The organism is Ammoniphilus soli, assembly GCF_040813775.1.
In genome coordinates, this window is record NZ_JBEGDL010000004.1 from 43,339 (window position 1) to 55,091 (window position 11,753).

Below are 11,753 nucleotides of genomic sequence, written 5' to 3' on the forward strand. Positions count from 1 at the left end.
CATCCAGGGAAATAACCTGGACAGGGACGTCCCCTGTTATCAACGTCTGAGTGGGCAGTTATGCCAAAATAAGGTGGTACCGCGGAAGCAAAACCCTTTCGTCCTTTTTTCTAAGGGATGTAAGGGTTTATTTTATTTATACTGAACGAGAAAGGAAGTGAACCTAAAGATGGATAAACTTCTGGAAAAGAAAAAATGCCGAATTGCCGTAAAAATCGGAAGCAGCTCTTTAACCGAGGAAGAAGGCGGCTTATCCATAGATAAACTTGAAGATCATGTTAGCGCCCTAGCTTATCTGCAGGAGATGGGACATGAGGTCGTACTCATTTCCTCCGGCGCTGTAGCTGCAGGCTTTACTCTGCTCGGCTTTCACAGCAGGCCCACTTCCATTGAGATGAAGCAAGCTTCAGCAGCGGTCGGGCAAGGGATGCTCATTCACACCTATGCCCAGGCCTTTTCCAAATACCAGATTCCTGTCGCGCAGATTCTGCTGACTCGCCGGGATTTCTCTACCCGTAAGCAATTCATCAATGCGCATAATACGTTATCCGCCCTGCTCCAGAGAGGCGCCATACCCATCATCAACGAGAATGATACCGTGGCGATCGAGGAGCTTACCTTCGGCGATAATGATATGCTTTCCGCCTTGGTCGCAGGAGCGCTGCATGCCGATCTGCTCATCATCCTGACGGATACGGATGGCTTGTATGACTCCAACCCGCGTACCAATCCGAATGCGAAAAAGCTGGATTATATTGAAAAAATCACTCCGGCTATTGAAGAAATGGCTACCGGATCCGGTTCCAAAGTAGGAACCGGGGGCATGAGATCTAAAATCATAGCGGCGAAAACGGCCCTATCCTTTGGCGTCAAGGTGTTTGTCGGGCAGGGAAGCGGCAAAGAAAAATTGTACAATGTTCTAAAAGGCGAAGGGAAAGGCACTTATTTCGGCTCTTCCTCCCTTTCTACCATGAAGAATAAAAAGCAGTGGATTGCGTTTCACGCGGATGTCAAAGGCAGCCTGATCGTGGACCAAGGGGCGAAAATGGCCCTTCAGGAGCAAGGCAAGAGCCTTCTCCCCTCCGGTATCACAGCCGTGGAAGGAAACTTTGATAAAGGCGACGTCGTCGAGGTCATTACCTCCTTCGGCGAGCGCATCGGCAAGGGGCTTGTCAATTACTCTTCTGTGCTCGTAGAACAAGTAAAAGGGAATTCGTCTGAGTATGCCATGACCCAGACCGGCGGAACGAAGCCGGAAGTAATCCATCGGGATGAATGGGTATCTTATGACTGGAGGGAAATCACATGAGCGAACTATTAGAGAAAGGCATCGCAGCCAAAAAAGCTGCAAAGGAACTAAACAAAGCCACGACCGAGCAAAAGAACCGGGCCTTGGCAGCGATCGCTGACCAGCTTTTGACTAACGCCCTGGGCTTGATCTCCGAAAATGAGAAAGATTTGCAAAAAGCTCGTGAAAACAATACGCCTAACGCGGTGATTGACCGCATTACCTTAAATGAAAAACGGATTCAGGATATGGCGGAAGGACTGCGACAGGTCATCGAGCTTCCGGATCCTGTCGGGGAGGTTATAGAGTCTTTCACAAGGCCCAACGGGCTCCTTATCGAAAAAGTTCGCGTCCCTTTAGGGGTAGCGGGGATTATTTATGAAGCTCGTCCCAACGTTACGGTAGACGCTGCGGCTCTTTGCCTGAAGACAGGAAATGCGGCCTACCTTAGGGGAAGCTCATCGGCCCTTCATTCCAACAAAGCCATTATTCGCTTGATCCAAGCTGCATTGGATGAAACGGGACTGCCAAAAGAAGCCGTACAATTGCTTGAGGATACTTCTTACGAAACCTCGGATCAAATGCTTCGCCTGAACCAATACCTGGATGTATTGATTCCGCGTGGCGGAGCTGGTTTAATTTCCCACGTGGTGCAAAACGCCACCGTACCGGTTTTGGAAACCGGCGTGGGGAACTGCCACATTTATATAGATGAAAGCGCCCAGGCGGATATGGCCCTTGACATTATCATCAACGCCAAAACCCAGCGCCCTGCCGTCTGCAACGCGGCAGAGACCCTCCTCGTTCACAAGGAGTGGGCAGCGGAGCATCTTCAGAAAACTGTTGACACGCTCCAGAACAAAGGCGTAGAAATTCGCGCCTGCGAGAAAACCCTAGCCCTGGTACCTGGACTGAAAGCTGCCGACGAATCCGACTGGGAAACAGAGTTTCTCGATCTCATACTCGCTGTTAGGACAGTAGATAGCCTTGATGAAGCGATCGCTCATATTGAACAATACGGAAGCGGACACTCCGAGTGCATCGTCACGGAAAATCAAGAGAGTGCCCAGCAATTCCTGCGGGATATCGATGCGGCAGCCGTCTACCATAACGCATCCACCCGATTTACCGATGGGTTCGAATTTGGATTTGGCGCTGAGATCGGCATAAGCACGCAAAAGCTGCATGCCCGTGGACCGATGGGATTAAAGGAACTGACATCTTACAAATACCTGTTGCACGGGCAAGGCCAAATTCGAAAGTAAATCCAAGGACTAGGAGGGAGGATCACCCATGCTATCTGATAAGAAAGTTTGTTTTATAGGCGCCGGGGCCATGGCGGAGGCTGTTCTGGCAGGCATGCTCAACAAGCGGATCATCAAACCCGGCGCAGTCAGCATCACCAATCGTAGCGACCGGTTCCGACTGGACGAATTGGTTTATAATTTTGGGGTCGTTGCGGATGCTAACCAAAAAGAAAGCTCCATCCAGGAAGCCGATATTCTCATCCTCGCGATGAAGCCAAAAGATGTGGAGTCAGCCGTAAAAGAAATCAAACATCTGACCAATCCGAACCAATTAATCATTTCCGTCGTGGCAGGGATTACCACTGCCTTCATTACCTCCCTGCTTGGGCATAATGCCCCTGTCATTCGGACCATGCCCAACACATCCGCGACCATAGGGCTATCATCCACCGGGATGTGCCAAGGGAAAACGGCTACAGAAGTACATCTGGAGCTCGCCAGACATATCTTTGAATCCATCGGCATGGTTGCCGTCGTCGAAGAAGAGCAATTGGACGCAGTCACCGGACTATCCGGAAGCGGCCCCGCTTATGTCTATTACTTAGTCGAAGCGATGCTGGCAGGCGGCGTGAAGGCGGGGCTCGATGAACAGGTAGCCCGCGAGCTCATTTTGCAGACCTTGATCGGTGCGGCGCATATGCTTAAGGAAACAGGAGAAGATCCTGCGGTACTCCGGGAGAAGGTCACCTCTCCCAACGGCACGACCCAAGCCGGACTCGATAAGCTTCGTTCCTATCGCTTTGAGGAGGCTTTGGTAGCTTGCGTCCTCCGAGCGACAGAACGCTCAAAGGAACTAGGGGCCATCCTGTCTGAAACCAAATCCTAATTCAAGCTGATAAGAGGCTGTTCAAAAGATTCCTTTTGAGTCAGCCTCTTTTCTTCCCCGCTTTCTGCTATACTGGAAATAAAAACAAAAAGGACAAAGGAGTACGACGCAGTGGAGATTTATGCCTTATACGGCCCCAGCGGTACAGGCAAGAGTACAAGCGCCTTGACTCTTGCCCATAAATATAACATCAATGCCATCATAGATGATGGCTTGCTCATTTATCAGGGAAAGAAAGTCGCTGGCCAATCCGCCAAATACGAGAAAACGACTGTACAAGCGGTAAAGAGAGCCATCTTCTTTTGGCCAGAGCATGCTGACACAGTGAAAGAAGCATTAGAAACCTACCCAATCGAACGGCTATTGATCTTGGGCACCTCAAAGAAAATGATTCATCGAATCCAGCAGGCGCTTGAGCTTCCTGAGATCCATCATTATATCAACATTGAGGAAATCCGCTCTTCTGCGGAGATCAAGGCCGCTTTGTTTGACCGCGGAACCCAAGGGCGCCATGTGATCCCGATTCCGAGGATTCAAGTCGAACAGGACTTTATTCACCGGCTCATTTCACAGGTCGATAGGATCTTCTCTCCCAAAAAGGAAGAAATCGGGGAAACGACCATTGTCCACCCTCAATTCCAGACGGGCAGGATTCATGTGTCAGAAACAGCCATGAAGAAAATTGCCATGCAAAGCTGCGAGAGCCTTCCTTTCCTTCACGAATTCAGGAAGGTGAGAGTAGATATTTCCAATACGCCGATTATTGAAGCGGACGTCGTGCTTACCGCTTCCCTTACCCAAAATGTAAACGAGCTAGCGCGCCGCATCCAGCAAAACATATACTCTGCGTTCCTTGAATATATGGATTTAGAAGTGGAACATGTTAAGATCGTAGTTTCTGACCTTCTGATCCAAATCCCAGCCCATACCTAATCAGGAAGTGTCCCGAAATTTTGGGGCACTTTTTTCCCCCTCAAACCTTCCCTCCTGTGGCAAATACTAATCGGTCTACAATTCCATGACCTAGGGAAAAACAAAAGAAGGCAGTCATTACCCCTGCCAGAATATTTCCTAGGAGGGACCCGGATGCAAACCACGATGCAGCCGCCGCAGCAGCAGCAACAGCCATTAATGATGACTCCTCCCCAAGTGATTACAACGAAAGATTTGCTTTACCTTAAAGATGCAATGTCCTGGCTCCTGGATGCCACCAAGAAATGCTCGCATTTTTCGAGCCAAGTCCAAGATCCCCAATTGAAACAGGAAATCGATCGCCTGGGACAAATGCATCAGCGCCACTACAACCTTCTTCTGAAGCATTGTCAAAATAATAACACCCTGCAGATGATGAACGTTCCGCAACAGCAACAGAACCGACAGCAATCCCAAATGTTCCAATAAATGAAAGGGGAGGGAGATTCGTGCAACAGCAAAACCAAAGCCAAATGACTATTTCTAATCCGAAACCCGCCAACGAACCTAAAGTAAAAGGACCACAAATGAACGACCGGGACTTCCTCAATGACATATTGGCTACAGAAAAATATTTAACAGACAGTATCAACGTAGCCGTCCGAGAGGCCAGCCATGATGCCCTGCATCAGGACTACATGACCATCCTGACAGAGACGCATATGGCCCAGCGCCAAGCGTTTAACCTCATGTTCCAAAGAGGGGCGTATAAGCTGGAGGCTGAAGAACAGCAGAAGCTCGACCAAGCCTACCAACAGTTCAGCAATTACAGCAGCCAGTTCCCTTATTCTGTTCAATAAAAAAAGCTTCTTTGGTGCAATTCAGGGTAGCCAGACCACCTTTAAAGGAAGCTTTTCCCTAACTTTACATCAACCCTGCGGGTCAAATTTGATAAAATTATTTTATCAAATTTGAGGGTTTACCCTTGATGTAAAGCTAGGGAATTTTATGCGATATGAGGAGGGTAATCCTAAGAAGTTTACACTTTCTTATTCCGCAGCAAAAAAACTCCCGTTAGATTTGGTATTAAACCCAATCCTGACGGGAGTTCCTTTTAGGGAAACACCTACTCGTTTTTATTCAAGGCACTTTGATGCTCGCGGATTTGCTTTTTGTTTTCTTCATTCAAACGCTGGATTTCTTCAAAAATCTCGCGTATTTTTTGCTTTGCTTCTTGATGCTGTTCTTCGGAGGTCCAATGCTTCACCAACGGAGGCATGACTTTCAGCATGTGACTGTATATCGACCATACTTTAACCATTTCTACCCGTTCTTCCGTGGCTTCCCCGGTTAATAATTCGGTAAATTTATATAGTAAACCGTCCATTTCTGGGACTAATTTATCTGACGCCATCTTTCCACCCCTTTCCGCGATCCAATTAACCACTTCTACATAGTAACTACGTTAGTTATATTCTTTCAATTCTCTTACTAATTGTCAATGTTATAATTGTGTAGAGGGCGAAATCGTTTATAATAATAAAAGCTTCTTTAAAATATAAAGTAGGTGGTACATCGTGGAAAGAAGATATAGTGAGATGACGGTTGAGGAGCTTAACCATGAGCTGTTGAAGCTAAAGGAAGCTTCGATGAAGAAACATCAAGCCGGCTTTTTCTCCGAAGCGGCTGTTTTGGAGCAGAAATTTTATATGGCCAAATCCTATTTGCTGAATCCGGCAGATTTTATCCCGGGACAAACCTATGACGTCACAGGTTATGAGGGCAAATTTACCATTAAATACCTCAATGGTATTATGGCCTGGGGGCATTTCGATTCTTCCCAGGAAGAATTGGCTTTTCCGATTGCCCGCTTAACAAACTGAGCATACTAAATGTATGAAATTACTTAAAAAAGTTTTTCCCTTATGCTTTTTTCTCAGTTGGTTCCTCATTACCTCAGTTCAAGCCGCTACACCGATCATTGTCATTACTGAACATGGTCTTATTCCTGCCACCCTAAAAGTGGCAGCAGGCGAAAAGGTCCAACTGGTCATCAGCAATAAAGCTGATGGCTTGCACCGGATCACCGTGCCAGGCTTAAACCTGCAAAGTCCTTATCTTGGGGAGGGAAATATGACTACCCTTACTTTTCGGGCTAACCAAGCGGGAACCTATACCTATTATGCTCCCCCTTCTGCTTGGAAAGGCAAAATGATTATCGAATAAAACTCCCAAGGCAAAAAAGGCTGGAGAACCTCTTAAGGTCCTCCAGCCTTTTTGTAGATTTAAACCGCCATGCTTTTGTTGCTGCACTCACGGATTCGGCCTTTTTTCAGCTGCCTGTCAAAGGCATCCTTGTCAATGACGAATCCCATGGTGGAATCTAGGTATCTACAGGCATAATAATGTTGATCTGCTTCACTTATTACAAAAGCTTCACTTTCATAAGACCATCTGAATTGTCTCCACTGTTCCATTACAACCAGCTCCTTCAACGTTTTTCTGTTATCTGTATTATAACAACAACTATATAAAACAGCAATAGTTTTTTAAAATTATTATATAACACAAGAAACAAAAAAAAGCCTCGCCACCCTAATGAGATGACAAGGCTTAGTTCTTATGCTTTTTCTTTCACGGTCGGGAGAATCTTCTCCATATTTACCGTCCGCTTAATCTCCCATGTGGATGGATCCGCTTCATCGTATTGCTCTATGTAGTGGATAACTTCCCTTGTAATCGGTGTCGGAGTGGAGGCGCCTGCCGTAATGGCGACTTTCTTTTTCCCCTTCAGCCACTCTTGCTTTATCTCGGTAACATCCCCAATCCGATAGGCTTCTGTGCCTGCAATTTCTTGGGATACCTGCGCCAAGCGATTCGAGTTATTGCTTTTCGGATCCCCTACCACAAGCAGCAAATCCGCTTCCTTCGCCTGTTCTGCAACAGCTTCCTGCCTTACTTGGGTAGCAAGGCAAATTTCATTGTGGATTTCTGCATGAGGATATTTTGCGATACACTTGTTCATGATATGCTTGATGTCCCATTGACTCATGGTCGTCTGGTTCGTAACGATAATCTTATCATTTTGGAGGTTCAGGTTATCCAGATCTTCCGGCTTCTCGATCAGGTGCACATGCTCCGGTGCGTTCCCCAGCGCCCCTTCGGGCTCCGGATGGCCCTTTTTCCCGATATAGATGATATCATAGCCCTCCGCTACCTTTTCCTTAATCAAAACATGGGTTTTCGTCACATCCGGACATGTCGCATCCACAACGGTCAATCCTTTTGCTCTGGCCCTTTGCTTGACCTCCGGAGAAACTCCGTGGGCGGTAAAAATAACCGTCCCCTTTTCTACCTTTTCCAGCATATTCAGGCGGTCCGGACCTTCCAGCGTAATGATTCCTTCTCTTTCGAAAGCATCGACAACATGGCTGTTATGAACAATCATGCCAAGAATATAGATGGGACGGGGAAAATCAAAATTTTTCGCCGTCTGCAAAGCCAGTACCATGGCATCTACGACCCCATAACAATAGCCTCGGGGACTGATTTTTATGACTTCCATTGCGTTTTCCTCCCCTTCACATGGTTCTTTATCATTATTCCCTATTGAAAAAACCGCTCCCAGCAGGAGCGGTTACTCGTTTAGATTATCAGCGCAAGGACGGTACAGAACGCAAAGACAGCAGTAGAAACGGCAGAGAAAGCCAATCCAAATACGTTCCCTGTTTTCTTATTTTGCAAAATTCCGTACGCCGATAGCAGTGCGGTCGCGAGAAGAATTAAAACCATAACCATTGTTGATCACTCTCCATTAGCTTTCTATGTAGTACTGTCCCAATAAACACACATACCTATTTTAAATTCTTTGGGCTCAGGAGTAAACTGTTTTTTCTAACCCGACATCAATCCGCCATAATTTATTATTCCGAGTGAACGACTCCAAAATGCTTCTGATGCCTGCAATTGGGGCAGTAGATTTCCTCCGACGCTTCCAGCTGGAAGTCCCTCAGCTTTTCCTCAGCTTCCTTTAAAGGGTCCCCGCACCCGATGCACTGGCTGACGTTTTGCGGTGTTTTTTTCTCGCTCATCTTCATCATCCTTCCCTAACTTCGTTACCGTTAGTCTAACCGGAGAAGGGGAAGCTATGTATCTTGAACCTCTTTATCAAACTCAATATAGCGAGACTCTCCTTGGGAGACTTTAACTTGCCCGCTCGTCAAATCTGTCATCCAAGTGATCAAAGAGCTTTCTTGTCCCGATTCTACTAGAACCGATACGGTAACCATGTCCAAATAGCCGATATGATCGATGATAAATTCCGGCTTGCTTCGCAGTTCATTTTCAATTTTTCCGAGAAAGGTATAATCAATTTCGAACTGATATAAATCATGGAGAACCCTCTCCACAATTTTTCCCGCCTTCAAGGCTTCCGAAGCCCCTTTCCCATAAGCCCTGATCAATCCTCCGGCACCTAGTTTAATCCCGCCGAAATAGCGAGTGACAACTACAGCCGTATCCTTCACATGATTTTTCTTAAGAACCTCCAAGATGGGCTTGCCTGCTGTACCGCTCGGTTCCCCATCATCATCGGCTTTCTGGATCTGGTCATGTTCGCCGATGATGTAGGCTGAGCAATTATGCGTAGCATCCCAGTGCTTTTTCTTAATGGAAGCTATGAAAGAATGCGCCTCTTCCTCACTTTCCACACGCTCGACATAACAAATGAAACGGGATCGATTGATTTCAATCTCCGTTTCGCCGTAGCCTTGTATCGTGAAATAACGCTTCAGCAATATCGATCCACTCCTCAATTTAATACGTAAAATTATAACACAAAAAGACCGAAGGCTTTCACCTTCAGTCCATTTGTTACCCTTAAACTCCTATATTTTGTCCCTTCAATACGGTCTCGATCGCAACAGGAGTGTAGCCATGAGCTTCTGCGACCGCCTTGTAGGTTACTTTGCCGTCTGCGACGTTTATTCCTTTTGCAAGTGCCTTATTATCGAGTGCAGCTTGCTTCCAGCCTTTGTTGGCAATCAGTACCCCATAGGGGACCGTCACATTGTTCAGGGCAATGGTGGAAGTGCGGGACACCGCTCCCGGCATATTCGCCACAGCATAGTGCAGCACGCCGTGCTTGATATAGGTTGGATTCGTGTGCGTGGTAATGCGGTCGATCGTTTCGATGGACCCGCCCTGGTCAATCGCCACATCCACGATCACGGAACCCGGCTGCATCGCTTTGACCATTTCTTCGGTCACAAGGCGTGGTGCGCGTGCCCCTGGGATTAATACGGCTCCGACAAGAAGGTCGGCTTTCTTCACCGCTTCCGCCAGGTTATAGCTGTTTGACATTAGCGTCTTCAAGCGCCCCTGGAACAGATCATCCAATTGTCTCAGGCGATCCGCACTGATATCCAGGAGGGTTACGCTCGCACCTAATCCGAGGGCCATTTTGGCTGCATTCGTTCCTACGACTCCTCCGCCGACAATCACTACTTCACCTGGCGCTACCCCTGGCACGCCCCCAAGCAGAACCCCTTTGCCGCCCTTGGACTTCTCAAGGAATTGGGCACCAATTTGGATCGACATTCTTCCGGCCACTTCGCTCATCGGGGTCAGCAGGGGGAGAGACCCGTTATCGAGCTGAATGGTTTCATAAGCGATGCCAATGACTTTCCTCTCCACCAGCGCCTTTGTTAGCTCTGGCTCGGGAGCCAGATGCAAATACGTGTAAAGAATTAATCCTTCGCGGAAATAGGCATATTCTTCTGGCAGCGGTTCTTTTACCTTAACGACCATCTCAGCCGACCAAGCCTCTTGCGCTGACGCTACGATCTTGGCTCCTGCAGCTGTGTAATCCTCATCGGTAAAGCCGCTTCCGGTTCCGGCATTGGCTTCTACCCATACGTCATGTCCACTATTTTTAAAAGCGGCAACACCCGCAGGTGTTAGACCGACGCGATTTTCATTATTTTTTATTTCTTTGGGAACTCCAATTATCATTCGATGTTCAGCTCCTTTTGTCTAATGACCTAGCTCTCTTTAGCCTTTACAAATTCATTATAAGGTATTGATTTTTCCGTCACCTTATGGAAAATTCAAAAAAACTTCGGAGTGCCTTGTGGAAATTACCAAATAGAAAGCTGTTCCTCTGATTAGGAGTTCAAAAGCTTCATCATTTTCAAATCCAGGTACATGGAAATCCTCTGATTCGGATCATCCAGGTCCAATCCGGAAACCTCGCTGATCCGCTTCAAGCGGTAAGCCAGTGTATTAGGATGAATATGCAGCTGCTGCGCGGCCACATTCATCCTTCCAGCGTGATCAAAGTAGACTTCTAGCGTCTCAAGGAGATTGCTCTGATTTTCCTTGTCATAGCTTATGAGCTTCTGAAGCCTGAGGTTCTTATATCCTTCCGCTTCGTTTTTTTCCACAAAGGTGGGCAGCAGGCGATAAATTCCCAGATCGGCATACCCGTGAATGCCCCGGGTCTCTTCAGGGAGATTTTTTTTCATGCGAAGAACGGACAATGCTTGATGGTAGCTTTGCTCCGTGTGAGAAAAAGATTGGTAGGCTTGACCAAACACTCCCTCAAACTCTAGGATCCCGAATCGCTCCCGGATCCGATGATGGACCGCTTCTACAAAAGCGACGGAGCGCTCATGAAACTCCCGTTTGCTGTCTCCTCCCCCGACCATCAAAATGAGTCTTTTTTGATCCGTTACGGTCAGCGGAAACTGTGTAAGAGGGAAGGAATCCTTTAAGTTGTCCAGCAAATAAGTCAATTCTTTTTGCACGGATTCCGTTTGAGGCGAGTCGGCTTCAAAGATAAAAATGGAAAAAGGCTTGGGCAAGCGGATGCCAATGTCTTCCGCCTTCACTTGAATCTCGTGATGGAACGCGAGGTTTCCGAGGAGGAGCTCCCAGAAGAATTCTTTTGCTTTTTCCGCCTGAAGCCGGCGCTTGGTTTGCCGCTGATAAAGCCGGGGCATGGCGGCACGGGCGGCCTGCTGCAAGAAAGACATCTCCTGCTCTCCCAGTCTTTCATTCACCTCCTGCACCCAGATATAGCCTAGAACGCTCTGTCCCTTTCGAATCGCAATCGCGACCCTGTCACCCAAGCCGACTTCGGTTTTTGCCTGGATTCGAATGGCACGGTCACTGCCCATCAGCTGCTGGATCACGCCATCCTGCCACAGCCGGTTGAGGACGCCTTCCGGGACTCTCCTCCCCATGATCGTCTCCATCCGGGCCTGATCGTTTGCATGTCCATGGGTGCTATACGCGATGAGCCGGTGATTCATGTCTTCTATGGTGATTGGGTTATTGACGCGTTTGCTGATCAAGTCCGCCAATTCCTCTAAATCCACAATGTGATCGAACATGGTTAGTACCTCGTTTTTTGATTTAC

General features: G+C 47.6%; 16 protein-coding genes. 8 read left to right on the forward strand and 8 right to left on the reverse strand.

The genetic code is table 11. From position 1 onward, the window contains the following. The first annotated feature begins 169 nt into the window (after window positions 1–169). From proB to ABLT31_RS10550, 6 genes are all read left to right on the forward strand, one after another. Window positions 170–1,309 carry a glutamate 5-kinase gene (gene proB / locus ABLT31_RS10525; protein WP_367751473.1) on the forward strand — a complete coding sequence of 380 codons (1,140 nt, stop codon included), beginning with the start codon at window positions 170–172 and terminating at the stop codon, window positions 1,307–1,309. Further along, entirely contained in the window at window positions 1,306–2,553 is a 1,248-nt protein-coding gene (locus ABLT31_RS10530; RefSeq protein ID WP_367751474.1) for a glutamate-5-semialdehyde dehydrogenase, read from the forward strand. Before proB ends, ABLT31_RS10530 begins: the two co-directional genes overlap by 4 nt. A 28-nt stretch (window positions 2,554–2,581) precedes the next feature. Beyond that, on the forward strand, window positions 2,582–3,421 hold the full coding sequence (gene proC, locus ABLT31_RS10535; protein ID WP_367751475.1) for a pyrroline-5-carboxylate reductase: 840 nt from the start codon (window positions 2,582–2,584) through the stop codon (window positions 3,419–3,421). A 111-nt stretch (window positions 3,422–3,532) separates the two neighbouring features. Then, window positions 3,533–4,354: an ATP-binding cassette domain-containing protein gene (locus tag ABLT31_RS10540; protein WP_367751476.1), complete on the forward strand. Its 822-nt coding sequence runs from the start codon at window positions 3,533–3,535 to the stop codon at window positions 4,352–4,354. 153 nt (window positions 4,355–4,507) lie between these two features. Further along, the gene (locus tag ABLT31_RS10545) at window positions 4,508–4,822 is read left to right on the forward strand and encodes a hypothetical protein (protein WP_367751477.1); all 315 of its coding nucleotides are present in this window, start codon (window positions 4,508–4,510) and stop codon (window positions 4,820–4,822) included. Window positions 4,823–4,866: 44 nt separating this feature from the next. Then, window positions 4,867–5,193 carry a spore coat protein gene (locus ABLT31_RS10550; protein ID WP_367751749.1) on the forward strand — a complete coding sequence of 109 codons (327 nt, stop codon included), beginning with the start codon at window positions 4,867–4,869 and terminating at the stop codon, window positions 5,191–5,193. 266 nt (window positions 5,194–5,459) lie between these two features. On the opposite strand, the gene ABLT31_RS10555 is transcribed toward ABLT31_RS10550, so the two are convergent. Then, window positions 5,460–5,747: a DUF2573 family protein gene (locus ABLT31_RS10555; protein WP_367751478.1), complete on the reverse strand. Its 288-nt coding sequence runs from the start codon at window positions 5,745–5,747 to the stop codon at window positions 5,460–5,462. Window positions 5,748–5,910: 163 nt separating this feature from the next. Between ABLT31_RS10555 and ABLT31_RS10560 the strand changes: the two genes are divergently transcribed. Next, window positions 5,911–6,216 carry a YfhH family protein gene (locus tag ABLT31_RS10560; protein ID WP_367751479.1) on the forward strand — a complete coding sequence of 102 codons (306 nt, stop codon included), beginning with the start codon at window positions 5,911–5,913 and terminating at the stop codon, window positions 6,214–6,216. Window positions 6,217–6,229: 13 nt separating this feature from the next. Then, window positions 6,230–6,559, forward strand: coding sequence for a cupredoxin domain-containing protein (locus ABLT31_RS10565; RefSeq protein WP_367751480.1), 330 nt, complete (start codon window positions 6,230–6,232; stop codon window positions 6,557–6,559). 59 nt (window positions 6,560–6,618) lie between these two features. Here the strand turns inward: ABLT31_RS10565 and ABLT31_RS10570 are convergent, their stop codons facing one another. The 7 genes from ABLT31_RS10570 to ABLT31_RS10600 form a co-directional block, all read right to left on the reverse strand. After that, window positions 6,619–6,810, reverse strand: a complete 192-nt coding sequence (locus ABLT31_RS10570; protein ID WP_367751481.1) for a hypothetical protein — start codon at window positions 6,808–6,810, stop codon at window positions 6,619–6,621. Between the two features lie 143 nt (window positions 6,811–6,953). Continuing rightward, window positions 6,954–7,898, reverse strand: a complete 945-nt coding sequence (locus tag ABLT31_RS10575) for a 4-hydroxy-3-methylbut-2-enyl diphosphate reductase (RefSeq protein WP_367751482.1) — start codon at window positions 7,896–7,898, stop codon at window positions 6,954–6,956. Between the two features lie 80 nt (window positions 7,899–7,978). Then, window positions 7,979–8,131 (reverse strand): DUF2759 family protein, encoded by a 153-nt coding sequence (locus ABLT31_RS10580; protein WP_367751483.1) that lies wholly within the window; start codon window positions 8,129–8,131, stop codon window positions 7,979–7,981. A gap of 125 nt (window positions 8,132–8,256) precedes the next feature. Continuing rightward, a complete protein-coding gene (locus ABLT31_RS10585; RefSeq protein WP_367751484.1) occupies window positions 8,257–8,424 on the reverse strand; it encodes a hypothetical protein in 168 nt (55 codons plus the stop codon). 54 nt (window positions 8,425–8,478) lie between these two features. Continuing rightward, window positions 8,479–9,129: a YigZ family protein gene (locus ABLT31_RS10590; RefSeq protein ID WP_367751485.1), complete on the reverse strand. Its 651-nt coding sequence runs from the start codon at window positions 9,127–9,129 to the stop codon at window positions 8,479–8,481. Between the two features lie 82 nt (window positions 9,130–9,211). After that, entirely contained in the window at window positions 9,212–10,345 is a 1,134-nt protein-coding gene (gene ald / locus ABLT31_RS10595) for an alanine dehydrogenase (protein WP_367751486.1), read from the reverse strand. A gap of 152 nt (window positions 10,346–10,497) precedes the next feature. Then, entirely contained in the window at window positions 10,498–11,727 is a 1,230-nt protein-coding gene (locus ABLT31_RS10600; protein WP_367751487.1) for a PucR family transcriptional regulator, read from the reverse strand. Window positions 11,728–11,753 lie beyond the last annotated feature (26 nt).